Origin of the sequence: Burkholderia sp. MS455, from assembly GCF_016899445.1 — a bacterium.
In the GTDB taxonomy this organism is placed as follows: Bacteria; Pseudomonadota; Gammaproteobacteria; order Burkholderiales; family Burkholderiaceae; genus Burkholderia; species Burkholderia pyrrocinia_C.
Genome location: NZ_CP041778.1, coordinates 1,382,462 through 1,405,133, shown reverse-complemented (window position 1 = coordinate 1,405,133; position 22,672 = coordinate 1,382,462). Strand labels below are relative to the sequence as shown.

Genomic DNA, 22,672 nt, shown 5'->3' with positions numbered 1-22,672 from the left:
GAACTGTCGTGACAACATGATTACGGCAGCATCGCGCGAATTCTGAACGGCTTCGTTACTGCGAGGCGCCCGTCGCGTCGGGAGCGACCGGCGCGGGCGGCTGGGCCGGCGTGGCGGCCGGCGCAGCACCGATGCCCGCACTGCCGTCGCTCGTCGTACTTGCGCCCACTGCCGGGGGCTGCGCCGTCTGCGGTTGCGATGCGCCTGGCGACAATGCGGCGGCCGATGCGGCCACTTCGGACGCCGGTATCCATTCCTCGACGATGCCGCCGGACGCCGCTTCGGGCGCCGATGCCGCCGACGCGGCCGATGCGGCGCCTTCGTCGGCCTCCGATGAAGGCTCCATGCGCTGCGTCCTGACCGGCGCGGGCGCCTTCGTCGGCTCGGGCCTGAACCACGTGTCGAACAGATCCGTCGCACGCTCGCGCAGCGACGCGAACCAGCCGGGCGACGGCTCGGTATCGAATTTCGCCTTCGTGTCGACGATCCGGGCGCGCTGCGCGCGCTGGAAGAAATCGCCGACGATCGGCAGCGCACTGTGCGCGCCCTGTCCCCAGTAATCGCTGCGCAGCGTCACGCGGCCGTCGTCGAAACCGACCCACGCACCGGCGACGAGGCCGGGCTGCATCAGGATGAACCAGCCGTCCGCGTTGTCCTGCGTCGTGCCCGTCTTGCCGGCTACATCGCCGCGAATGCCGAAGCGCGTGCGGATGCTGCCGCCGGTGCCGCGCGTCACGACATCGCGCATCACGTCGAGCAGCGTCTTGTCGGTTTCGGCGTCGAGTGCGCGCTCGGGCGGCGACGGCGCGTACTCGGCGAGCACGTCGCCCTGGCGGTTCTCGATGCGCACCACCATTTGCGGCTCGACGTAGAGGCCGCCGTTCGCGATCGTCGCGTACGACGCGACCATCTCCTTCAGCGTGACCGGGCTCGTGCCGAGCGCGAGCGACGGCACGCGTTCGAGCGGGCTTTCGCGCACGCCCATGTCGCGCGCGAGCCGTGCGACCGCCGCCGGCCCGACCTTCTCCATCACCTGCGCGGTAATCCGGTTGCGCGACAGCGCGACCGCGTCGCGCAGCGTCATCGGCTTGCCCGTCGGCGGCACGTCGTCGTTCGGCCGCCAGATCTCGCCGCCCTTCAGCGGGATCTCGACCGGCTGGTCGATGAACGTGTCCTCCGGCTTCATCCCGCCCGCGAACGCGGCGCCATAGACGAACGGCTTGAACGTCGAGCCCGGCTGGCGCCGTGCCTGCGCGACGTGGTCGAACGGCTCGTTGGTAAAGTCGCGGCTGCCGACCCATGCGCGGATCTGCCCGTCGCGCGGATCGATCGCGAGGAAGCCGGCCTGTACGTCGGTCTTCGTCTTGCACAGCGCGCGCATGAAGCCGCGGTCGGCCGCGAGCAGCTTCATCGCGGCCGCGTCGTCCTTGCCGGCGTCCTGCGCAGCCTTGTACTCGGGCGACTCGCGCATGAAGGTGCGGAACACCTCGTTGTCGGTGCCGCAGCCGTCGCGGCCGCTCCATGCGTTGTTCGCGATGCCCTGCAACTGATTGCCCTGCAGCGTGAGCGCCTGCGTCGCCATCTGCTGCAGCCGCGAGTCGATCGTCGTGCGCACGATCAGCCCGTCCGAGTAGATGTTGTAGTCGTTGCGGTCGGCCCACGCGATCAGCCATTTGCGCAACTGCTGCGCGAAATGCGGCGCCGGCCCCGGCGGCTCCTTCTGGCGCTCGAAGTCGATGCGCAGCGGCCTGCGCTGCAACTGCGCGAACTGCGCCGTCGACAGCTTGCCGTACTTCACCATCTGGCCGAGCACCGTGTTGCGCCGCTGCAGCGCACGCTCGGGGTTCAGCACCGGGTTGTAGTAGCTGTTGCCCTTCAGCATTCCGACGAGCGTCGCGCTGTCGAGCACGTCGAGTTCGTCGGCCGACTTGTCGAAATAGGTGCGCGCGGCCATCTCGACGCCGTACGCGTTGTACAGGAACGGCACCGTGTTCAGGTAGGTCTCGAGAATCTGGTCCTTGCTGTAGACGGCCTCGATCTTCAGCGCGGTGATGGCTTCCTTCACCTTGCGCGTGAGCGTCGGCGCACGGCCGATCTCGTCCGGATACAGGTTGCGAGCGAGCTGCTGCGTGATCGTCGAGCCGCCCTGGCGGCTGCCCGAGAACGTATGGAGCGCGGCCGACGCGGTGCGTTTCCAGTCGAGGCCGTGATGCTCGTAGAAGCGATGATCCTCGGTCGCGATCAGCGCGTCGACCATGTGCGGCGAGATCTGCTTGAGCGGCACCCACTCGCGGTTCGACGGCTTGAATTCGGCCAGCAGCTTGCCGTCGGCGGACAGCACCTGCGCGGGCTGGTCGACGCGCGCCTTGCGGATGTCGCCGATGCCCGGCGTGAACGGGATCAGCGCGATCACGTACAGCACGAACAGCACCGGCACGCCGGCCGCCGTGAGCAGTACGCCGCGGCGCGTGGGACGACGGAGATGCTGCCACGCGGCGGCGGCGAGAGGCTTGACCCTCGCGACGGCGGCAGCCGCGACGGGTTGGGCGCGCGCAACCCAGCTGGCACATAAGTCACGCACTGACGACACGTTTCGGCGATTCACGCGGGTGGAGCTCGGCTGAAAAGGGTGCATCGTACCAAAACTCGCGCGGCCCGCCGGCGGTGGCGGCCTTGCGCCGGCGCACACCGCACGGCTTCGCTACCGGCCGCACGCAAAAAAGGCGCGTGCCCCCGCAACGGGAACGACGCGCCAGGCCTGGTACGACAACCGGGTGGCCGCGCGACGGCGGCCGATCGGCGCTGCTGCTCAGCGCACGAGAAAACCGTAGGTCAGCGGATCGCGCTCGTCGACGATCCAGTTCGCGAAACCGCAGATATGCGCGCTGCCTTCCACTTCCGGGATCACGGCCGGAATGTCGCCGACCGTCGTCTCGCGCAGCACGCGCCCCTTGAAGATCGTGCCGACGATCGATTCGTTGACGAGCGTGTCGCCGGCCGCGAGCAGCCCGCGCTGGTACAACTGCGCGACGCGCCCGCCGGTGCCGGAGCCGGTCGGCGAGCGGTCGACTTCGCGATCCGCGAACACGCAGCAGTTCGCCTGCGTCGAGCCCGGATGGCGCGGCGCGTTCGCGATGATCGTGCCGTAGATATGGTTGATTTCCGGAATCTCCGGATGCACGACCGGGTACTTCGCGTTCGCGGCGGCCTTCACTTCCGCACCGAAGCGGATCAGCTTTTCCACCGCCGCCTCGCGCACCGGCAGGTCGAACGGCGCGCCGTCGACGTAGAAATAGAACGCGCCGCCATACGCGATGTCGCCGGTCACGGTGCCGAACGACGGCGTATCGACCGACACGTCGCGCCGCCAGATGAACGACGGCACGTTGACGAAGCGCACGGGCCCCGCATGCTCGCCGTCCCACCTGACGAAGGCCTCGATGAAGCCGCACGGCGCGTCGATGCCGACCCGTGTTTCCGGCATCGTGCGCTGCACCCAGCCGAGCTCGACCGCGGCGGTCGACAGCGCGATCACGCCGTGCCCGCAATGGTCGCTGTAGCCTTCGTTGTGCACGAAGATCACCCCGAAATCGGCGTTCGGCGACACGGGCTCGGTCAGGTAGCCGCCGTACATGTCGGCGTGGCCGCGCGGTTCGAACATCAGCGCGCGGCGGATCTCGTCGGCGTTCTCCTTGAGCCATGCGCGGCGCTGGACGATCGTGTCGCCAGGCAGGCGCGGCAGCCCGCTCGTGACGATGCGGAACGCTTCGCCGCCCGTATGGACTTCGACGGTGGAAAGGGATCGGGAAATTTTCATATTCGGTCGAATGCGTTGAAACGAAGGACGGCGGCCGGGCCGCCGTCCGATGGCAAGCTGGCCCCGTTACTTCGCGTACGGCTCGGGCAAGCCGTTGCGGATCACGTAGACGGACGTCGGCGCGCCCTTCAGGTCGCCGTTCGCGTCGAACGAATAGGTGCCCGCGACGCCCGCATAGTTCGACTTCGCGAGCTGCGCGATCAGCTTCGCCTTGTCGGTGGTCGTGCCGGCCTTGACCATCGCGTCGGCGAGCAGCTTCACGCCGTCGTAGTAGTTGACGCCGTAGACCTGCGTGTCCGTGTGATAGGCGTCGTGGTACTTCTTCAGGAATTCGCGCCCGGCGGGCGTCTTCTCGAGCGCGACGCCGCCCTGCGCGCAGTAGACGATCGATGCCGCATCGCCCGCCACCTTGCCCATGTCGGCCGAGCAGATGCCGTCGCCGCCGAGCAGCTTCGCGCGCAGCCCGCGCTGCTTCATCTGCTTGGCCATCGGCGCGCCCTGCGCCGCATAACCGCCGAAGAAGATCACGTCCGGGTTGCCCGCCTTGATCTTGGTGAGAATGCCGAGGAAATCGGTGGCCGACGAACTCGTGTATTCCTGGTCGACGATCTTGATCCCGTTCGCCTTCGCGACGTTCATGAACTGCTCGGCGACGCCCTGCCCGTACGCGGTGCGATCGTCGACGACGGCCGCGGTTTTCGCGTTCAGCGTCTTCGCGGCGAACGTGGCCATCGTGCCGCCGAGCTGCTCGTCGCTCGCGCCGATCCGGAAGATGTTCTTGAAGCCCTGCTTCGTGAGTGCCGGATTCGACGCGACCGGCAGGATCGGCACGCCTGCATTCGAATACACGCGCGATGCCGGGATCGCGACGCCCGAGTTGTACGGCCCGAGCACCGCGACGACACCCTTGTCGACGAGGTTCTGCGCGACCTGCACGCCGGCCTTCGGGTCGGCCTGGTCGTCGTCTGAAATCAGCTTGAACGTGACGGTCTTGCCGGCCACCTTCACGCCGGCCTTGTTGAGTTCGTCGACGGCAAGGCGCGCGCCGTTTTCGTTGTCCTTGCCGTTCGCGGCCTGCGGGCCCGTCAGCGGCGCCGAATGGCCGATCATCACGACTTCCTGCGCGTGCGCGGAAGTCAGCGCGCCGGCGGCAACGGCCACCGAGAGCGCGGTAACGAGATGTCGCATGATGTCTCCTGATTGGTTTTGTGTGAAACCAATGTAGGACACGCGTGGTCACATCGCAAGCAATTTCAAAATAATTTTCATGTTTCTGGTCATATTTCAGACCAGAACGAACCCGTGCGCATCACTTCGGCGCGATGTCGCGCCGCACGCGGCGGATATGCTGCTCGACATAGAACGCAGCCGCATCGGCATCGCCGGACACGATCGCCTCGTAGATCAGCCGGTGTTCGGACACGTAGAGCCGGATCCGGCCCGCGTCGTAGATGCCGTCGTCCTTCAGCCGCTTCCATAGCGGCTGGTCCATCGTCTTCGCGACCTCGTCCGCGATCTTCACGATCAGCGGGTCGCCGGTCATCAGCGCGAGCTGCCGGTGGAACAGCCGGTCGCTCTCGTTCCACAGCGCGCGCTGGTGCGGATCGTCGACGTCGGTGATGGTTTCCATCTGCGCGAGATAGCGCTCGGCGCCCGGGTCGGCGCGGCCGTGCGAGGCAGCGAGGCGCGCGATCGCGGGTTCCAGGATCAGCCGCACGTCGAGCGTCGACGTCGGGCTGAAATCGGCCTCGGACGCCGCACGCGTGTCGCCGCGTTCCGCGAGCACGTCGAGCGGCGACGCGACGACGTAGGTGCCCGAATTGCGCTTCGTGAACACCAGCCCTTCGTTCTGCAGCGCGCCGAGCGCCTCGCGCACGGCCGGCCGGCCGACCTGGAACAGCACCGCGAGTTCGCGCTCGGACGGCAGCCGCGAATCGGCCGCGTAGCGCCCCGCGCGAATCTCGTCGCGGATCTTCTCGGCGACCTGCTCGTAGATCTGCAGCGGCCTGAAACCGCCTTCGAGTGATTCGGGACGCGCGGACATCATCGTATGGCTCCTGCCCGGTCGCGGGCGTGGACTTGGAATGGGTTCGCACTATACCGGAGCGGTGCCGGCATCGAGACCACGGCGACCCTTTTGGACAGATATTAGAACCAAAACCGGCGCTTCGGTTTATTTTCCGGGTTGCCGGTGCGATGGAAAGTGGTATAGATTCGATCCACACTGCCACCGTGTCACGGTATCCGGCAGCCCCCTTGGCGGGCGCGTCATGCGCCCGTCGTCCACGTTCACCGACGCCTGCGACGTACACGATGACCGCCCTTTCCCGGATTCCCGTTTTCGATGCGGCCGACACGGCCGCGCTGCTCGACTACCCGGCGCTGCTCGCCACGCTCAGGCAGGCCGTCGCCGAGTACGCGGCGGGTGAGATCGTCAGCCCCGAACGCCTGGTCGTGCCGCTGCAGGCCGGCGGCGTGATGCTGTCGATGCCGTCGAGCGCGCGCGACCTTGCCACCCACAAGCTCGTGAACGTATGCCCCGGCAACGGCGCGCGCGGGCTGCCGACGATCCTCGGCCAGGTGACCGCGTACGACGCGACCACCGGCGAGATGCGCTTCGCGCTCGACGGCCCGACGGTCACCGGCCGCCGCACGGCGGCCGTCACCGCGCTCGGCATCGACGCGCTGCATGGCGCCGCGCCGCGCGACATCCTGCTGATCGGCACCGGCAAGCAGGCGGCCAATCACGCGGAAGCGCTCGCGGCGATCTTTCCCGACGCGCGCCTTCACGTGCGCGGCACCAGCGCCGACAGCGCGGCCGCCTTCTGCGCCGCGCACCGCGCGCAGGCGCCGCGGCTCGCACCGCTCGACGGCGACGCGATTCCCGATGCGATCGACGTCGTCGTCACGCTGACGACGAGCCGCACGCCCGTCTACCGCGAAGCCGCGCGCGAAGGCCGGCTCGTGGTCGGCGTCGGCGCGTTCACCGCGGATGCGGCCGAGATCGATGCGAACACGGTGCACGGCAGCCGGCTCGTCGTCGACGATCCGGCCGGCGCGCGCCACGAGGCCGGCGACCTGATCGTCGCGCAGGTCGACTGGCAGCAGGTCGCGTCGCTCGCCGACGTGCTGGGCGGCGCATTCGCCGTCGGCGGACCGCTGCTGTTCAAGAGCGTCGGCTGCGCTGCGTGGGATCTTGCCGCGTGCCGCACCGCACGCGATGCGCTGGACGCGCGCCGGGCCGGCTGACCCGGCAGCGAAGCCCACCGGCCGCGCGCGCGGCGCCGGTGCGGCGTTGCAACATCCGGAGCGCTCCGACACTTTCCCGTACGCGTTGTAGGAAACGCCCTACAACGCGTCGAAGCGGCCTACACCAACTTCCAATTCGGCCGATTTCATTTTTGGCGGCGCAACACGATACTGCCGGCATGAATGCCAGCTTGTCGCCCGCCACGCTCAGGGTGTTTCTCGTCGATCACGCCGTCGCCGTCCGGCAGCGGATCGCGCTGCTCGTCGGCGCGATTCGCGGCGTCGCCGTCGTGGGCGAAGCGGAAGACGGCCAGCACGCGTGGACGCAGATCCGCGGCAGCCGGGCGGATGTCGTGATCGTCGACCTGCGGCTCGCGGACGGCAGCGGCCTCGACCTGATCGGGATGCTGTCGAAGGCCGCGCCGCGCATCGTCACGATCGTGCTGACGAATCATTCGGCGCCGGCATTCAGAGAGGCATGCGCGACAGCCGGAGCCGACTACTTCTTCGACAAGACCGTCGAATTCGACGCCGCGTGCCGTGTCATCGAATCCCTGGTGCACGCTCGCGTGCACCGCCCCTGACGTGCCGGAGCGACTCATGTCCACAGCCACCGCCTGCCCCGCCGACGTCCCCGTCGCGCCCCGGCCGACGACTCCGCTTCGTGCGGTCACGCGCGCCGACGCCGCCAAACATCCCGCCGCACGCTGCTCGGCCTGCGCGATGCGCTCGATGTGCCTGCCGCCGCAACTGACGGCCGCCGAATACGGCCGGCTCGACGCGATCATCTGCACGACCCGGCAGGTTCGCCAGGGCGACGCGCTGTTCCGCACCGACGATCCGTTCCAGAGCATCTATGCAGTGCGCGCGGGTTCGGTCAAGACGGTGATGATGCATCGCGACGGCCGCGAACACGTGACCGGCTTCCAGATCGCCGGCGACACGCTCGGGATGGACGGCATCGGCAGCGGCCAGCACTGCTGCGACGCGATCGCGCTCGAAGACAGCGTCGTGTGCGTCATCCCGTTCGGTGCGCTCGAAGCGGCGTGCCGCGAAATCAAGCCGATGCAGCACTTCCTCTATCAGATGCTGAGCAGCGAGATCGTGCGGAAATCGAGCCAGATGCTGCTGCTCGGCACGATGTCGGCCGAACAGCGCGTCGCGCATTTCCTGCTGAACCTGTCGTCGCGCTTCGAGGCGCGCGGCTATTCGGCGACCGAATTCAACCTGCGGATGACGCGCGAGGAAATCGGTTGTTATCTCGGGATGAAGCTGGAAACGGTCAGCCGGATGTTCTCGCGCTTCCATCGCGAAGCACTGGTCGAAACACGCGGCAAGCGCGTGCGCATCATCGACGCGCAAGCGCTCGCGCGGGTCTGACTCGGGTCGGACGTACGCGCCGGCATCGTCCGCGCGGCATCGCGCGCCGTGCGTCACCGAGCCGTGCCATCGGTGGTCGCCGCGTCGCGCAGCATCACCCTGCCACCGCCCGCCTGCCGCGCGATCAGCGCCTGTTCGGCCTGGGCGAACGCGCGGTGCAGCGCATCGTCCACGTCATCGCCACTGCACGGCGGCAGCGGCCTGAGCGCCTCGTCATGAAACACCAGGTCGAGCCGCACGTCGTATGTGCGCGCGCCGTCGGCCGCCACGCGCGATTCGATTGCGAGGTGACAGCCGTCGATCAGCGCGCGAAACCGTTCGAGCCGCACCAGTTGCGCGCCGGCTTCGGCTTCGATCGCGGCCGAACCCGTGAATCCGAGGCAGGCGATCTGCATGCCCACACCCATGTCGTTTCTCCTGACGGGGCCGCCCGCTCGTCGACCGCCTTGCATGCACCGGCCGCGCCGAAAGGCGGCGGTGCGTATTTCCCGTGGCGTGGCGCGGATTCTTCGATCGCTGGCCTGCCGATAAGTCTGTCCGCACCTCTGTCGGCGCGGCACCGTTCATACGTTGAATACCTGCGACGTCTTCATCTCGATCCACGTCATTCCGGCCCGCAGCCCTTCGATCATCGCCTCGCGCTCGGTCGGATACGCATGGCTGTGCTCGAACGTATGATGAAAGCGCCCGGCGCCGCTGCCGTGCTCGACCGACACGCGGCAGCGGAATTCCCCCGATTCGCACGGGCGCGTCTCGACTTCGACCGACCAGTCGCGTTCGTGAATGTTGCCCTGCAGAGTCATATCCCCTCCTGCGGTGTCAATCGCCGAGCCGGAAGTGGCCGCTGTGCAGCAGCACCGGCCGGCCGCCGATTTCCTCGAGCATCCGTCGTGCCATCGCTTCGATCGCCGGCCGGTGCGCGTCGAACGCGGCCAGCAGGTCGCGTTCGAGCAGCGACGGCGCGCCGAAATGGTCTTCCAGTGCCTCGGCCGTGACCGCGCACTGCACGCAACGTCCGTCGACCAGCGCCGAAAACGCGACGACCAGGTCGCGCGCGCAATATTCGGCCGGCTCGGGCGGGAAGGTAATGTGCATCTGTCCGCCTGTCATTGTCGTGATGACTCCATGACGAGAGCATAGTGGCGCGCGCGGCCGCCCGCTTGACCCACGTCAACCGGTTCGCTGCACCGCACGATCGCAGTGCGGTATCGTGCCGCCGCGTCAGTCCGATTCAGCCCGCTTCAGCCCGCATCGGGCTCGATCGCCGCGCCGCGCTCCGCGAGCAGCTCGCGCAGCACGCTGCGGTGGCAATGGCGCTCGTCGTCGCAGTAACAGCCAATCGAGAACGCGGTGGTCGCCGACAGCGCCGCCAGCAGGTCCAGCACCTTTGCCGGATCGCCATGCGCCATCTCCGCGCGGAAGTGGCGCTTGAACGCGTTCCATTCGGCGTCCGTTTCGGCCGCCTGCGCCTGCGCGACGAGCTCGGGGCTCGGCGACAGCGTCGGCAACCATACATCATAGTAGTTGCGCGACGCGAATTCCGCCTTCGGAACGCCGCGCGGCGGCCGCCGCACCGTCCCGATCCGCAGGCCCTCGCCGGCCGCGCGCGGCGTGCCGAGCTGGATGATCCGGATGCCCATGTCGCTCCTCTGTCCTGTGTCCGATTCCGTGATCGTACCGCCGCGCCTGGGCGCGCGTAAGCCGGGCAGCACGCATCGCGGCCGCGCAACAAAAAACCGGCTGCCTCCGCGACGGGAGACAGCCGGTTCGGCCGGCAGCGTTGCGCGCCGGGCGCGCGACGATCAGACGCCGCTCTTCAGCACCTTGCCGATTGCGTCGGCAACGATGCCGACGTTCGAGTCGTTCAGGCCCGCCACGCACATCCGGCCGGAACGCAGGATGTACACGCCGTGCACTTCGCGCAGCGCGTCGACCTGCGACTCGGTCAGGCCCGTGTACGTGAACATCCCGCGCTGCTTCACGTAGCGCGTGAGCGCTTCGCCGCTGACGTGGTCGCGCAGGCCGTCGTGGATCGACTGGCGCATCCGCGCGATGCGGCGGCACATCGCGGACAACTCTTCTTCCCACTGCTTGCGCAGCGCCGGCGTGCCGAGCACGGCCGCGACGACCTTCGCGCCGTAGGTTTGCGGGTTGCTGTAGTTCGAGCGCACGGCGCCGGCCAACTGGCCGAGCACGCGCTCGGCCGCGGCCGCATCCTCGCAGACGACGCTCAGGCCGCCCACGCGCTCGCCGTACAGCGAGAAGTTCTTCGAGAACGAGTTCGCGACCAGCGCCGGCACGCCGCGGCGGGCCAGCTCGCGCACCGCGAACGCATCCGCATCGAGGCCCGCGCCGAAGCCCTGGTATGCCATGTCGACGAACGGCAGCAGGCCGCGCGCCTCGATCACGTCGATCAGCTTTTCCCACTGACCTTCGTCGAGGTCGACGCCGGTCGGGTTATGGCAGCACGCGTGCAGCAGCACGATGCTGCGCGCCGGCAGCGCGTCGATCGCCGCGAGCATCGCGTCGAACTTCAGGCCGCCGGTCGCCTCGTCGTAGTACGGGTACGTGTTCACCGTGAAGCCGGCGCGCTCGAAGATGAAGCGGTGGTTTTCCCAGCTCGGATCGCTGAGCCACACCTGCGCGTCCGGGAAGTAGCGCTTCAGGAAATCGGCACCCACCTTCAGCGCGCCCGAGCCGCCGAGCGTCTGCAGGGTCGCGATGCGGCCGGCCGCGCGGGCCGGGTGATCGGCGCCGAACACGAGCGCCTGCACGGCGTCGCGATACGCAGGCAGGCCGACCATCGGCAGGTACGGCTTCGGGCCGCTCTCGCGCTGCAGCGCGGTTTCGGCTTCGCGCACGGCACCCATCACCGGAATCCGGCCCTCGGCATCGAAGTAGATGCCGATGCTCAGGTTGACCTTCTGGTCGCGCGGATCTTTCTGGAAGTTCTCGTTGAGCGTCAGGATCGGGTCGCCCGGGTACGCGTCGATGTGTTCGAACATGGCTTGAGTCGGTCTCGTTTGGAAGAATCGTCGGTGGTGGCCTGCGTCAGCCTGCGGACGCGCCGTCGCGCACCGCATAGCCTGCATCCTTCTGACGGAAGCGATACCCGATCGCGAGCACCGCGAGCCATACCGGGATCAGGTATACCGACAGGCGGAGATCGGGCGTCAGGTACATCACGACGAGAATGCCGGCCATGAATGCCAGGCACAGGTAATTCGTGAAAGGATAGCCCAGACTGCGGAAGGAAGTCTTCTCCCCGGCTGCGCGCTTGGCCTGGCGGAACTTCAGGTGGATCAGGCTGATCATCGCCCAGTTGATGATCAGCGCCGACACGACGAGGCCCATCAGCACCTCGAACGCCTTGCCCGGCATGAAGTAGTTGACCAGCACGCACGCGCCGGTGGCGAGCGCCGACGCGCCGAGCGCGGCGAGCGGAATGCCGCGCTTGTTCACCGAGCACAGCACCTTCGGCGCATTGCCCTGCTGCGCGAGGCCGAACAGCATCCGGCTGTTGCAGTACACGCCGCTGTTGTAGACCGACAGCGCGGCCGTCAGCACGACGACGTTCAGCACGTTCGCGACCAGGTTGCTGCTCAGCGCGTGGAAGATCAGCACGAACGGGCTGCCGCCGCTGACGACCTTCTCCCACGGATACAGCGACAGCAGCACGGCAAGCGCGCCGATGTAGAAAATCAGGATGCGGTAGATGACCTGGTTGGTCGCGCGAGGGATGCTGTGCTTCGGATCGTCGGCCTCGGCCGCCGTGATGCCGACGAGTTCGAGCCCGCCGAACGAGAACATGATCGCGGCCATCGACATCACGAGGCCCGACACGCCGTTCGGGAAGAAGCCGCCGTGCTGCCACAGGTTCCTGACGCTGGCCTCCGGCCCGGCATTGCCGCTGGCGAGCAGCCAGCCGCCGAAGCCGATCATCCCGACGATCGCCGCGACCTTGATGATCGAGAACCAGAATTCCGTCTCGCCGTACGACTTCACGCTGGTCAGGTTGATCAGGTTGATGACGACGAAGAACACGAGCGCCGACACCCAGGTCGGCACGCCCGGCCACCAGTACTGCACGTAGATCCCGACGGCCGACAGTTCGGCCATGCTGACGAGGATGTACAGCACCCAGTAGTTCCAGCCCGACAGGAAGCCCGTGAAGTGGCCGAAATACTTGTTGGCGAAGTAGCTGAACGAACCTGCGACGGGCTCGTCGACGACCATCTCGCCGAGCTGGCGCATGATGAAGAACGCAACGATGCCGGCCACCGCATAGCCGAGCAGCACGGACGGGCCGGCCATCTTGATCGTCTGCGCGATGCCGAGGAACAGCCCCGTGCCCAGCGCGCCGCCGAGCGCAATCAGCTGGATGTGCCGGTTCTTCAGCCCGCGCTTCAGGCCGTCGCTCTCGTTTCCAGAAACCATGTCTTCTCCACTCTGTCCGCCTCCGCCTGAAGCGGTGCGGCGCGCCTCGGTGTGCCGGGCGCTGTTTTCGCTGTGCCGGCGGCGTTCGTGGAGCCGCCGGGTTGGGGACTGCAATCTTCGCGTGGCGGCGCCCGATTCGCGTCGGCGTGCCCGCCAGACCGGCCGCCGACTTGTCGCCCACGCCGCATTGCTGCGGCCACACACGAAAATCCGGCGTCAGTTTAGCGTCGCGACGGCGAAATCGGGTTTCGTAACCCGTTCATGCAAACCCTACATTATGAGATAAGATTGCATCCAGGAGACAAATGAGGAAATAAAAATGCCTGAACCGGTTCTCGACCGCATCGATCGCCACTTGCTTTCGATCCTGCAGGAGAACGGCCGTGCGTCGAACCTCGATCTGGCGAAGGCCGTCGGCCTGTCACCCGCGCAGACATTGCGGCGCCACCGGCGGCTGGAAGAGATCGGCGCGATCCGCCGCTACGAAACCCGGCTCTGCCCCGACACGCTCGGCTTCGGCGTCACCGCGTTCGTGCATGTGACGATGGAGCGCGGGCATATCCGCGACCTGTCGAAGTTCCAGAAACTGGTATCCGATCTCGCGCAGATCCAGGAGTGTTTCTCGGTCACGGGCGACATCGACTATGTGCTGAAGGTCGTCGCGCACGACCTGAAGGGGCTGTCGCAGTTCCTGCTCGAAACGCTGATGCGGATTCCCGGCGTGAGCGGCGTGCATTCGAGCGTGTGCCTCGACGAGATCAAGTGCACGAGCGCGATGCCGGTTGAAGCGTGACAGCCGGCGCGCCTGCCGGTCATTCGCAGATGGGCGTCGGCGAGATCGACGGCGGCGTTGCCGCCACGTGGCGGTCGATTTCGACATGGAATTCGCGATCATCAGCAACTCGAGCGCGTTGTTGCTTGCCTCACGTCACATCGACGATGTGTTAACGCATACAAACCGTCGAATGAATCACACGCAAATTCGAATTAGTCCCATAGACAATTTCCCCCTTATCAATGACTGTCTTCGATTCCTTAACGCAAAAGGAAACGACGATGCGCAGAACAGCAGCAAGAGACAGTGACTCAACAACTACCGGCGGATTCGTCATTGCCGTCACGTCAACGATATTCGATGCTTCGTTCTGGAGGTTTCGCATAGGCGTGCCGAGCATGATTAACCCACTTGATTACCTTCGGGGTCGACGCGGGAATTGGTATTCAGATCTGGCCGACTCGAAAGAAATCCTTTTCTGGGAAGTTAAATGAAACGACTGTCGGTTGCAGTTCCGGGGTTCCTATGGGGTTTGCTCATCACATGGGCGTCCCTTTGTTCAGCCGTATTCATTGGCCTGCTCCGCCGTCGCATTCGACCGGCTGCAACGACATGGAACACTGCGCTCCACACGCGGTATTCATCGTCGGCCTGTTCGCTCTGACCTTGTGGCCTTCGGTCGTCTTTGCCGCACTCAATGCCTTCGCTTACCGACGTTGGTCGTCGCGCAAGTGGGGTATCACGTTCATTGCAGCTACGCTATTTGTTGTTCTCTTTCATCTTGCGACCTACGCGCTCCCCGCGCTAGGTCTTTTCGGCTAAATCGGCCTATCGAAGCGGCCCGATGGAGTTTGTGCGCCGCTTCGCCCCCCTCCACGGTTCTCTCCAAATACGGTTTAATTTGTTGCGTCAGCAACGATTAAGCGTACACGTCAGCTTTCGGATTTCGGTTCTGAAAATCAGCACCCGGCCATATACGCATTGCGCATCCTGGGACGCCTTCACCGCACCGCCTCGAGCGCACTGATCAGCAGCGCCCCCGCCGCAATCACCGCACATCCCGCAGCACGGCGCGGCGTCAGCCGCTCGCCGAGATACACGCGTGCGATCAGCGCCGCGAACACCACGCTCGTTTCGCGCAGCGCCGACACCGGCCCCATCGGCGCGCGTTCCATCGCCCAGATCACGATGCCGTACGCGAGCGCCGCGAATACGCCGCCGCACGCAGCCTTCGCCGTCTCGCCGACATCCTGCGTCAGCCGCAGCGGCCCCGCGCGCAGCCGGTAGTACGCGGCCATCATCATGCCCGTCAATACGAACATCCACGCGGTATAGCCGACCGTGCTGCCGCTTTCCCGCACGCCGATCCCGTCGACCACGCTATAGGCCGCGATCGACACGCCGGTCGCGAACGCGGTCGGCAGCACCTGCGTCATCCGGTGCTTCGCGCCACGCCCGCCCTCCAGCCCGATCGCCATGATGCCCGCGCAGATCAGCACGAGCCCGCCCTGCGCGCCGGCGTTCAGGTGCTCGCCCGCGAACGCCGCCGCGCCGAGCGTGACGAGCAGTGGCGCGGTGCCGCGCGCAACCGGGTATGCGACGGTCAGGTCGCCGTGCTCGTAGGCGCGCACCAGCAGCAACGTATAGACCACATGGATCACGGCCGATGCGACGACACAGAGCCAGCCCATGGGCGTGATCGGCGCGGCGGCAGGCAGGAACAGCAGCGCGAACAGCCCGATCGCGATTTGCAGCACCGTGGCCGACCGCAGCCGGTCGCCGCTGCTGCGCACGAGTGCATTCCATGACGCATGCAGGAACGCCGCACACAGGACAGCAAACAGAACGGGGATCGGCATGCTGAATTCTCGGTAACGGTCGGCAACATGAAATCGTCGCCTCAGGGCGTTCATCGTATGAATACGTCACACGATTGTCAAAAACGCGGTAACCACGGCATTACGCGCGAACCGGCCGGCGGCACCCTCTCGCCCGCCTCGCGCGGCATTCACGGCAACGGCCCCGCGCGCCGCGAAATGTGTCTTCGTGGTTGCGCGCGGTCTGCCCCTTTCCGTTCTCTTTCGCACCGCGTTGCGCCGTAATGGAATCGATACCGCAGCGCAACCGTCGCGAAACCGCTCCGTCCCCATATCTTCATACGCGACTGTTCCAATGCGCGTGCTCTCTCGCGAGCTCCGCGCCGAACCGACACGGCGACGGGGCCGCTCTCCACCATCGAAGGCCTTACCTGGAGTTTCCCGATGTTCCGTCAAGCCTTGCTCGTCACCGCCTGCGCAGCCGCGGCGCTTGCGCTGTTCGCCTGCGGCGGCAGCGACGATCCGACGTCGACGCCCGCGGTGTCGTCGCAAGATGCGCTGCAGACCGCCACGCCGATCAAGCACGTCGTCGTGATCTACGGTGAAAACATCTCGTTCGACCACTACTTCGGCACCTACCCGAACGCGGCGAACCCGTCGGGCGAACCGGCGTTCACCGCGAAGCCCGGCACGCCGACGCCCAACGGCCTGACGGACACGCTGCTCACCGCGAACCCGAACTTCACGAACACGGCCAACGGCACCGACGCGGCGAACCCGTTCCGCCTCGACCGCACGCAGGCCGCGACCGCCGACCAGAACCACGCGTACACGGCCGAACAACTGGCCGAGGACAACGGCCTCGCCGACCTGTTCCCGAAATACACCGGCAAGGGCTCGTCCGGCGGCGCCGGCGCGTTCGGCACGAAGGGCCAGGTGATGGGCTACTTCGACGGCAACACCGTGACCGCGCTGTGGAACTACGCGCAGCGCTTCGCGATGAGCGACAACGCATACACGACGGTCTACGGCCCGTCGACACCGGGCGCGCTGAACGTCGTGTCGGGGCAGACCAACGGGATGCAGATCGTCAAGACGTCGAAGCAGCCGTCGACGCTCGCAGCCACCTCGTACTACATCAACGACGGCCAGGGCGGCTTCACGATGATCAACGACGTCGACCCCGGCTTCGACGTGTGCTCGAGCACGACCGACCAGGCGATGATGACGGGCAAGAACATCGGCGATCTGCTGAACGGCGCGAAGATCACGTGGGGCGGCTTCATGGGCGGCTTCAACCTGTCGACGACCAACGGCAACGGCACGACTGGCTGCAGCCGCAGCACGGTCGCCACCGCCGTGAACGCGGCGACGGCCGACTACATCCCGCACCACAACTGGTTCCAGTACTACGCGTCGACGTCGAATCCGCAGCACACGCGCCCGAGCTCGATCGCGGCGATCGGTTCGAGCGTCCAGACCGACGGCAAGACGGCGGAACCCGCGAACCACCAGTACGACAGCGACGATTTCTTCGCCGCGGTGAAGGCCGGCAACTTCCCGTCGGTCAGCTTCCTGAAGGCGCCGGCCGCGCAGGATGCGCACGCGGGCTACTCGGATCCGCTCGACGAGCAGGCGTTCGTGACGAAGGTCGTCAACTTCCTGCAGCAGCAGCCGGACTGGCAGAACACGGCCGTGATCGTCACCTATGACGACTCGGACGGCTGGTACGACCACGTGTACGCGGCGCCGACCCGTTCGTCGTCCGACGCCGTCGACCAGGTCAACGGCAACGGCAAGTGCGGCACGGGCGGCACCACCGGCGTGAACGGCGGCACCGTGAACGGCCGCTGCGGCCCGGGCGTGCGCATTCCGCTGATCGTGATCTCGCCGTACGCGAAGCAGAACTACGTCGACCACACGATGATCGACCAGGCATCGGTCGTGCGCTTCATCGAGGACAACTGGCTCGGCGGCCAGCGCATCGGCGGCGGCTCGTTCGATGCGACGGCGGGCGACCTGCGCGGGTTGTTCGACTTCACGTCGAAGCCGAACACGACGCCGCTGTACCTCGACCCGACGCTCGGTACGGCATTGAGCGCGGCACCGTCGATCTGATCGGCTTCCGTTGACCGCAGGCCGGCGCATCACGCGCCGGCCGTTTCCATTTAACGCGCCGCTTCGCGCGGCGCCCGATTTCCGACCGACAGCATGACAGCTCGCCCCGCGTTCCCGTCTCCCGACGCCTCCGGCCCCCCCGCGCCGCGTTCCCCCTCCCGCCTGCTGCGCCGTGCGGCGTTCGTGCTCGGCGCGGCCGTGCTCGGCTATGGCGTGTTCGCGATCGCGTTCCCCGCGCGGGTGCCCGCGGCGATCGGCACCGTCGTCGCCGACTGGACGGGCGCGAATCCGCATCCGGTCGCGCTGCAGCGGCCCGCCGCGCAGCCGCTGTCGGCGGTCGCGCAGCTCGGGCGGGCGCTGTTCGTCGATCCGTCGCTGTCCGCGTCGGGCAAGCAGTCGTGCGCGTCGTGCCACAGCCCCGATCATGCGTACGGCCCGCCGAACGCGCTCGACGTGCAGCCGGGCGGCCTCGCGATGACGCAGCACGGGTATCGCCCGCCGCCGTCGCTGATGTATCTGTACCGCCAGCCGAACTTCAGCATCGGCCCCGATGCCGGTGAAAACGACGCCGCGCCGAGTGTCGCGCAGCAGGCCGCGGCGGCGGCCGGCGTCGTCAAGGCGCAGAAGGTGGCCGGCACGTCGGCCGCGCCGCAGCTCGTGCCGCAGGGCGGGATGTTCTGGGACGGCCGCGCCGATACGCTGCAGCAGCAGGCGTTCGGCCCGCTGCTGAATCCGGTCGAGATGGCGAACGCGAGCATCGACGACGTCGCGCACAAGCTCGCGCAGTCGTCGCACCGCGCGCAGTTCGAGCAACTGTTCGGGGTGCGCGTGTTCGACAGCCCGCAGCTCGCGGTGTCGGAGGCGATGTTCGCGATCGCGCGGTATCAGGTCGAGGATCCGTCGTTCCATCCGTACAACAGCAAGTACGACCGCTGGCTCGAGGGCCGTGCGCGCCTGTCGCAGGCCGAACTGCGCGGGCTGCGCCTGTTCAACGATCCGGACAAGGCGAATTGCGCAGGCTGCCACCTGTCGAAGCCCGGCAAGGACGGGCTGCCGCCGATGTTTACCGACTACCAGTACGAGGCGCTCGGCGCGCCGCGCAACCAGCAGCTTGCGCAGAACCGCAACGCGGCGTTCTACGATCTCGGCGTGTGCGGGCCGTTCCGTGACGACCTGAAGGACCAGACGCAGTATTGCGGGATGTTCCTCACGCCGACGCTGCGCAACTCGGCGACGCGCCATGTGTTCTTCCACAACGGCGTGTTCCACACGCTCGACCAGGTGATGGCGTTCTACAACGAGCGCAGCATCTCGCCGCAGAAGTTCTATTCGCGCGGCGCGGACGGCAAGATCGACCAGTACGACGACATCCCGCCGAAGTATCGCGCGAACGTCGATGTGACCGATGCACCGTTCGATCGCAAGCCGGGCGACACGCCCGCGATGACGGCGCAGGATATCCAGGATATCGAAGCGTTTCTCGGCACGCTGAACGACGAGCCGGTGAAACATTGAGCGCCGGTTGATCGCCGCGCCGCGTCAGCGGCGCGCGCGGATGCAAAGGAAGGCCGGCGCCAGCGACAGCTCCGCATGGAGTCGTTCGGACACAGCCTTCATATCCGGCAGCGGCTTGGGTTCGACGAACCGGTCGAGCCGCCAGCCGCTGTCGGCTACCGCGTTCAGGATGTCGGCGAGCGGCCGCCGCCAGGCTTCGACATACGGCTTCGGTTCGCCGAAGCCCGACCAGTGAAAGCCGAACCGGGACGTGTCGAAATACGTGCCCTCGCCGCGCGTGCGTTCGTCCCTCCAGTCGCGCATCGGATGCGCCATCGAGAACACGAGCGTCGCTCCCGGCCGCGCGACGCGCCAGAATTCGCGTAGCGGCGCTTCGAGGTCGCGCACGTAATCGAACGCCAGCGAACACAGCACCTTGTCGAAACGGCCGTCGGGCAGCCAGTCAAGCGGCACCGACAGATCGCCTTCCGTCACCTCGACCGCAAGACCCGCGCAACGCGTGCGGGCAAGCGCAACCATCTCCGGCGTCACGTCGAATGCGTGCACGGTCGCGCCGTGGCGCGCGAGGTGCTCGCTGCAGATGCCGGGCCCGCAGCCGGCGTCGAGCACCGTCAGGCCGTCGACGTCGCCGAGCAGCGCCATCGTCGCCGGACGCTCGTAGAGCGCGTTGTGCGCCTTGGTCGGCGCGATGTCCGCATAGCGTTGCGCGAAGCTCGCGTACGCGCGGCGGCCGGGGGAATCGATCGAGTCGGTCATGCGGCATCCGTCGGCGGAAACTGGGAGTGTCGATTCTGCCCGATCGGACGACGCATGGCGACCCGCGCCCGCGCCCCGTCAGGAAAGGCTGTCGAGCAGCCGATACCAGGCCACTCCGGCCGCGATGTAGAAGCGCTGCAACCCGTGAAACGGAATCGGCCGGATCGGCATGGCCCGGAACGGCAGCGGCAGTTGCGCATCGCCCGACAGGTGCGCGGCCAGATGCTTGCCGAGCGTCGTCGCCATCGCGATACCGCGGCCGTTGTAGCCGAGCGCGATCGTCACGCCCGGCGCGGGCTCGTGCACGTGCGGCACGAAATCCGCGGTGATCGCGACGCGCCCCGCCCAGCGGTATTCGAACCGGACACCCTTCAGTTGCGGATACAGCAGCGTCGTCGCGCGCTCGAGATGGCGCCAGTCGCTCGTCGCGCGCGGCTCCGCGAACGGGCCGCGGCCGCCCATCAGCAGGCGGCCGGCCGAGTCGCGGCGGAAATACAGCAGCAGGCGCCGCGCATCCGATGCGACCTCGCCGCCGGCGAGAATGTCGCGACCGAGATCCGGCGCGAGCGGCTGCGTCGCGACGATGAAACTGTTCGCGGCGATCACCGACTGGCGCAAGCCGGGCCACAGCCCGTCCGTGTAGCCGTTGGTCGCGATCACGACGCGATCCGCCGACAGCGTCGCACCGCCGGCCGTCGCGATCCGCCAACGGCCGTCGGCACGCGTCAGCCCGACGGCGCGCGTCAGCCCGTGCACGACCGCCCCGCTCGCCTGCGCAGCGCGCACGAGGCCGCGCGTATAGCTGAGCGGCTGCACGCTGCCTGCGCGGCGATCGATCCAGCCGCCCGCGTACGCGTGCGTGCCGAGCCGCCGCGCGACGTCGTCGCGGCCGAGTACTTCGACCGGCGCGCCGCGCGCGGCCCACTGCTGCGCGCGGCGCGCGACCGTATCGAGCATCGCGACAGTCGGCGCCGGCTGGATCCAGCCGTGGCGACGCGCATCGCAATCGATCGCGTGCCGCGCGATCAGGTCGAACACCGTGTCGGCCGCGCCGCCGACAACGCCGGCAAGCTGCTCGCCGGCCTCGTCGCCGAACCGGCGGATCAGTTCGTCGGGGTCGTATTTCAGCCCGGGGATCACTTGCCCGCCGTTGCGGCCCGACGCCCCCCAGCCCGGCTGCGCGCCGTCGATCACGCGCACGTTGGCGCCGCGTTCGGCCAGGTGGAGCGCGGTCGACAGACCCGTGAAGCCGGCGCCGACGATCGCCACGTCGCACGACGCGGACGCATCGAGCGCGGGGGTGTCAGGCGCCGGCGCGGCGGTCGCCGCCCACAGCGAATCCGGCCACTGTGAGTCGGGCCATGCGGGTGCCGATTTCCTTTCGCTCATGGTCGATCCGGGTTGGCGGCGCCGTCCGACGCCAGCAGGCGACGCAGGAATTCCTGCGTGCGGGGATGCGTCGGCTGCGTGAGCACGTCGCGCGCGGGCCCGCTTTCGCAGATGGTGCCGTCGTGCAGGAAGCACACGCGATCGGCCACCTCTCGCGCGAACCCCATCTCGTGCGTGACGACCACCATGGTCATTCCGTCGCGCGCGAGCCCGCGCATCACGCCGAGCACTTCGCCGACGAGTTCGGGGTCGAGCGCCGACGTCGGCTCGTCGAACAGGATCGCCTGCGGCTCCATCGCCAGCGCGCGTGCGATCGCGACGCGCTGCTGCTGGCCGCCCGACAGCTCGGACGGGTATGCATTCATCCGATGCGCGAGCCCGACCTTGTCGAGCAGCGCGCGGGCCTGCTCGCGCGCCTGCGCGGCCGGCACCCGCCGTACATGCACGGGGCCTTCCATCACGTTCTCGAGCGCCGTGCGGTGCGAGAACAGGTTGAAGCGCTGGAACACCATGCCAACCCGCATCCGCAGTTCGTGGATACGCTTCGAATGCGCATCGACCTTCACGCCGTCGATCGTGATCGAGCCTTCGTCGTAGGTCTCGAAGCCGTTGATACAGCGCAGCACGGTCGATTTGCCCGAGCCGGACGGCCCGATCAGGCACACGACTTCGCCCTGCCGCACGTCGAGACTCACGCCCTTCAGCACGGCGTGCTGCTGGAAGCGCTTGTGTATCGAATCGATCCGGATCATGCGCCTCTCCTCAGCGCGAGCCGCTTGCCGAGCCGGTTCACGCCGAACATCAGCGGCAGGCCGAGCGCGAGATACAGCAGCGCGACGAGCGTATAGACGCTCATGTTCTGGAACGTCGACGACGCGATCAACTGGCCGGCCCGCGTGATCTCCGCGACCGTGATCGTCGACGCGACCGATGAATCCTTCAGCAGCATCACGAGCGTGTTGCCGTACGGCGGCAGCGCGATGCGGAACGCCTGCGGCAGCACCACGCGCCGCATGATCATCGGCCCGCGCATGCCGATCGCGTGTGCGGCCTCGATCTGGCCGCGGTCGATCGCCTCGATGCCGGCGCGGAAGTTTTCCGCCTGGTAGGCCGAGTACGCGATGCCCAGGCCGAGCACGCCGGCCTGGAACGCCGACAGCTGCACGCCGAGATCGGGCAGCACGAAGTACATGTAGAACAGCTGCACGATGATCGGCAGCCCGCGGATCACGTTGACGATCGTGCTGCCGGCCGTCGACACGGCGCGGTTGCGCGACACCTTCAGCAGCGCGAGGACCAGCCCGAGCACCGAGCTGAGCACGAACGCGCATGCCGTGATCTCGATCGTGACCACCGCCCCCTTCAACAGGATCGGCAGGAAATCGATCGCATTCTGAAAAAACATGAGGTCTCCTATGC

At 67.4% G+C, this 22,672-nt stretch carries 22 protein-coding genes; 7 read left to right on the top strand and 15 right to left on the bottom strand.

Going from position 1 to position 22,672, the window contains the following annotated elements:
• Positions 1 to 55 precede the first annotated feature (55 nt).
• From FPJ27_RS10935 to FPJ27_RS10920, 4 genes are all read right to left on the bottom strand, one after another.
• Entirely contained in the window at positions 56 to 2,635 is a 2,580-nt protein-coding gene (locus tag FPJ27_RS10935; protein ID WP_204422886.1) for a transglycosylase domain-containing protein, read from the bottom strand.
• A gap of 174 nt (positions 2,636 to 2,809) precedes the next feature.
• A complete protein-coding gene (gene lhpH, locus FPJ27_RS10930) occupies positions 2,810 to 3,817 on the bottom strand; it encodes a trans-3-hydroxy-L-proline dehydratase (RefSeq protein WP_204422885.1) in 1,008 nt (335 codons plus the stop codon).
• Positions 3,818 to 3,883: 66 nt separating this feature from the next.
• Positions 3,884 to 5,005 (bottom strand): branched-chain amino acid ABC transporter substrate-binding protein, encoded by a 1,122-nt coding sequence (locus FPJ27_RS10925; protein ID WP_204422884.1) that lies wholly within the window; start codon positions 5,003 to 5,005, stop codon positions 3,884 to 3,886.
• Positions 5,006 to 5,126: 121 nt separating this feature from the next.
• Positions 5,127 to 5,864: a GntR family transcriptional regulator gene (locus FPJ27_RS10920; RefSeq protein WP_111018080.1), complete on the bottom strand. Its 738-nt coding sequence runs from the start codon at positions 5,862 to 5,864 to the stop codon at positions 5,127 to 5,129.
• Positions 5,865 to 6,130: 266 nt separating this feature from the next.
• Here FPJ27_RS10920 and lhpI point away from each other — a divergent pair, with 266 nt between their 5' ends.
• The 3 genes from lhpI to FPJ27_RS10905 all read left to right on the top strand — a co-directional run bounded on the left by lhpI (position 6,131) and on the right by FPJ27_RS10905 (position 8,446).
• Positions 6,131 to 7,066: a bifunctional Delta(1)-pyrroline-2-carboxylate/Delta(1)-piperideine-2-carboxylate reductase gene (gene lhpI, locus FPJ27_RS10915; RefSeq protein ID WP_072436764.1), complete on the top strand. Its 936-nt coding sequence runs from the start codon at positions 6,131 to 6,133 to the stop codon at positions 7,064 to 7,066.
• Between the two features lie 179 nt (positions 7,067 to 7,245).
• The gene (locus FPJ27_RS10910) at positions 7,246 to 7,650 is read left to right on the top strand and encodes a response regulator transcription factor (protein ID WP_072436763.1); all 405 of its coding nucleotides are present in this window, start codon (positions 7,246 to 7,248) and stop codon (positions 7,648 to 7,650) included.
• A 16-nt stretch (positions 7,651 to 7,666) separates the two neighbouring features.
• Entirely contained in the window at positions 7,667 to 8,446 is a 780-nt protein-coding gene (locus FPJ27_RS10905; protein WP_204422883.1) for a helix-turn-helix domain-containing protein, read from the top strand.
• 53 nt (positions 8,447 to 8,499) lie between these two features.
• Here FPJ27_RS10905 and FPJ27_RS10900 read toward each other — a convergent pair whose 3' ends face one another.
• The 6 genes from FPJ27_RS10900 to FPJ27_RS10875 all read right to left on the bottom strand — a co-directional run bounded on the left by FPJ27_RS10900 (position 8,500) and on the right by FPJ27_RS10875 (position 12,883).
• Positions 8,500 to 8,853, bottom strand: a complete 354-nt coding sequence (locus FPJ27_RS10900; RefSeq protein WP_072436762.1) for a metal ABC transporter ATPase — start codon at positions 8,851 to 8,853, stop codon at positions 8,500 to 8,502.
• Positions 8,854 to 9,009: 156 nt separating this feature from the next.
• A complete protein-coding gene (locus FPJ27_RS10895) occupies positions 9,010 to 9,249 on the bottom strand; it encodes a UDP-glucose 4-epimerase (protein ID WP_204422882.1) in 240 nt (79 codons plus the stop codon).
• A gap of 16 nt (positions 9,250 to 9,265) precedes the next feature.
• A complete protein-coding gene (locus FPJ27_RS10890) occupies positions 9,266 to 9,556 on the bottom strand; it encodes a DUF1488 domain-containing protein (RefSeq protein ID WP_072436760.1) in 291 nt (96 codons plus the stop codon).
• 131 nt (positions 9,557 to 9,687) lie between these two features.
• Positions 9,688 to 10,086 (bottom strand): DUF488 family protein, encoded by a 399-nt coding sequence (locus tag FPJ27_RS10885; RefSeq protein ID WP_072436759.1) that lies wholly within the window; start codon positions 10,084 to 10,086, stop codon positions 9,688 to 9,690.
• Between the two features lie 162 nt (positions 10,087 to 10,248).
• Positions 10,249 to 11,451, bottom strand: a complete 1,203-nt coding sequence (locus tag FPJ27_RS10880) for an amino acid aminotransferase (RefSeq protein WP_204422881.1) — start codon at positions 11,449 to 11,451, stop codon at positions 10,249 to 10,251.
• Between the two features lie 46 nt (positions 11,452 to 11,497).
• Entirely contained in the window at positions 11,498 to 12,883 is a 1,386-nt protein-coding gene (locus FPJ27_RS10875; protein WP_175959084.1) for an amino acid permease, read from the bottom strand.
• 319 nt (positions 12,884 to 13,202) lie between these two features.
• Between FPJ27_RS10875 and FPJ27_RS10870 the strand changes: the two genes are divergently transcribed.
• Both FPJ27_RS10870 and FPJ27_RS10865 read left to right on the top strand, forming a co-directional pair.
• Positions 13,203 to 13,676, top strand: coding sequence for an Lrp/AsnC family transcriptional regulator (locus FPJ27_RS10870; protein ID WP_034179576.1), 474 nt, complete (start codon positions 13,203 to 13,205; stop codon positions 13,674 to 13,676).
• Between the two features lie 393 nt (positions 13,677 to 14,069).
• A complete protein-coding gene (locus tag FPJ27_RS10865; RefSeq protein ID WP_239483280.1) occupies positions 14,070 to 14,480 on the top strand; it encodes a hypothetical protein in 411 nt (136 codons plus the stop codon).
• 179 nt (positions 14,481 to 14,659) lie between these two features.
• Here FPJ27_RS10865 and FPJ27_RS10860 read toward each other — a convergent pair whose 3' ends face one another.
• Positions 14,660 to 15,517, bottom strand: a complete 858-nt coding sequence (locus tag FPJ27_RS10860; protein WP_204422880.1) for an EamA family transporter — start codon at positions 15,515 to 15,517, stop codon at positions 14,660 to 14,662.
• Positions 15,518 to 15,919: 402 nt separating this feature from the next.
• On the opposite strand from FPJ27_RS10860, the gene FPJ27_RS10855 reads away from it, so the two are divergent.
• The gene (locus tag FPJ27_RS10855) at positions 15,920 to 17,593 is read left to right on the top strand and encodes an alkaline phosphatase family protein (RefSeq protein ID WP_204422879.1); all 1,674 of its coding nucleotides are present in this window, start codon (positions 15,920 to 15,922) and stop codon (positions 17,591 to 17,593) included.
• A 93-nt stretch (positions 17,594 to 17,686) separates the two neighbouring features.
• Entirely contained in the window at positions 17,687 to 19,108 is a 1,422-nt protein-coding gene (locus tag FPJ27_RS10850; protein WP_204422878.1) for a cytochrome c peroxidase, read from the top strand.
• A gap of 24 nt (positions 19,109 to 19,132) precedes the next feature.
• On the opposite strand, the gene FPJ27_RS10845 is transcribed toward FPJ27_RS10850, so the two are convergent.
• The 4 genes from FPJ27_RS10845 to FPJ27_RS10830 all read right to left on the bottom strand — a co-directional run bounded on the left by FPJ27_RS10845 (position 19,133) and on the right by FPJ27_RS10830 (position 22,658).
• Entirely contained in the window at positions 19,133 to 19,864 is a 732-nt protein-coding gene (locus FPJ27_RS10845) for a class I SAM-dependent methyltransferase (RefSeq protein WP_204422877.1), read from the bottom strand.
• Between the two features lie 78 nt (positions 19,865 to 19,942).
• The gene (locus FPJ27_RS10840) at positions 19,943 to 21,253 is read right to left on the bottom strand and encodes an FAD-binding oxidoreductase (protein ID WP_204422876.1); all 1,311 of its coding nucleotides are present in this window, start codon (positions 21,251 to 21,253) and stop codon (positions 19,943 to 19,945) included.
• The gene (locus tag FPJ27_RS10835; protein WP_072436749.1) at positions 21,250 to 22,005 is read right to left on the bottom strand and encodes an amino acid ABC transporter ATP-binding protein; all 756 of its coding nucleotides are present in this window, start codon (positions 22,003 to 22,005) and stop codon (positions 21,250 to 21,252) included. Before FPJ27_RS10835 ends, FPJ27_RS10840 begins: the two co-directional genes overlap by 4 nt.
• On the bottom strand, positions 22,002 to 22,658 hold the full coding sequence (locus FPJ27_RS10830) for an amino acid ABC transporter permease (protein WP_111018094.1): 657 nt from the start codon (positions 22,656 to 22,658) through the stop codon (positions 22,002 to 22,004). The genes FPJ27_RS10835 and FPJ27_RS10830 overlap by 4 nt, the downstream gene beginning before the upstream one ends.
• Positions 22,659 to 22,672: the final 14 nt, after the last annotated feature.

Coding starts and splice junctions, on each gene's coding strand:
- FPJ27_RS10875 (WP_175959084.1), bottom strand. CDS start 12,883: ATGGTTTCTGGAAACGAGAGCGACGGCCTGAAGCGCGGGCTGAAGAAC.
- FPJ27_RS10880 (WP_204422881.1), bottom strand. CDS start 11,451: ATGTTCGAACACATCGACGCGTACCCGGGCGACCCGATCCTGACGCTC.
- FPJ27_RS10870 (WP_034179576.1), top strand. CDS start 13,203: ATGCCTGAACCGGTTCTCGACCGCATCGATCGCCACTTGCTTTCGATC.
- FPJ27_RS10925 (WP_204422884.1), bottom strand. CDS start 5,005: ATGCGACATCTCGTTACCGCGCTCTCGGTGGCCGTTGCCGCCGGCGCG.
- FPJ27_RS10935 (WP_204422886.1), bottom strand. CDS start 2,635: ATGCACCCTTTTCAGCCGAGCTCCACCCGCGTGAATCGCCGAAACGTG.
- FPJ27_RS10890 (WP_072436760.1), bottom strand. CDS start 9,556: ATGACAGGCGGACAGATGCACATTACCTTCCCGCCCGAGCCGGCCGAA.
- lhpI (WP_072436764.1), top strand. CDS start 6,131: ATGACCGCCCTTTCCCGGATTCCCGTTTTCGATGCGGCCGACACGGCC.
- FPJ27_RS10840 (WP_204422876.1), bottom strand. CDS start 21,253: ATGAGCGAAAGGAAATCGGCACCCGCATGGCCCGACTCACAGTGGCCG.
- FPJ27_RS10860 (WP_204422880.1), bottom strand. CDS start 15,517: ATGCCGATCCCCGTTCTGTTTGCTGTCCTGTGTGCGGCGTTCCTGCAT.
- FPJ27_RS10845 (WP_204422877.1), bottom strand. CDS start 19,864: ATGACCGACTCGATCGATTCCCCCGGCCGCCGCGCGTACGCGAGCTTC.
- FPJ27_RS10920 (WP_111018080.1), bottom strand. CDS start 5,864: ATGATGTCCGCGCGTCCCGAATCACTCGAAGGCGGTTTCAGGCCGCTG.
- FPJ27_RS10855 (WP_204422879.1), top strand. CDS start 15,920: ATGTTCCGTCAAGCCTTGCTCGTCACCGCCTGCGCAGCCGCGGCGCTT.
- FPJ27_RS10850 (WP_204422878.1), top strand. CDS start 17,687: ATGACAGCTCGCCCCGCGTTCCCGTCTCCCGACGCCTCCGGCCCCCCC.
- FPJ27_RS10830 (WP_111018094.1), bottom strand. CDS start 22,658: ATGTTTTTTCAGAATGCGATCGATTTCCTGCCGATCCTGTTGAAGGGG.
- lhpH (WP_204422885.1), bottom strand. CDS start 3,817: ATGAAAATTTCCCGATCCCTTTCCACCGTCGAAGTCCATACGGGCGGC.
- FPJ27_RS10905 (WP_204422883.1), top strand. CDS start 7,667: ATGTCCACAGCCACCGCCTGCCCCGCCGACGTCCCCGTCGCGCCCCGG.
- FPJ27_RS10835 (WP_072436749.1), bottom strand. CDS start 22,005: ATGATCCGGATCGATTCGATACACAAGCGCTTCCAGCAGCACGCCGTG.
- FPJ27_RS10885 (WP_072436759.1), bottom strand. CDS start 10,086: ATGGGCATCCGGATCATCCAGCTCGGCACGCCGCGCGCGGCCGGCGAG.
- FPJ27_RS10910 (WP_072436763.1), top strand. CDS start 7,246: ATGAATGCCAGCTTGTCGCCCGCCACGCTCAGGGTGTTTCTCGTCGAT.
- FPJ27_RS10895 (WP_204422882.1), bottom strand. CDS start 9,249: ATGACTCTGCAGGGCAACATTCACGAACGCGACTGGTCGGTCGAAGTC.
- FPJ27_RS10900 (WP_072436762.1), bottom strand. CDS start 8,853: ATGGGTGTGGGCATGCAGATCGCCTGCCTCGGATTCACGGGTTCGGCC.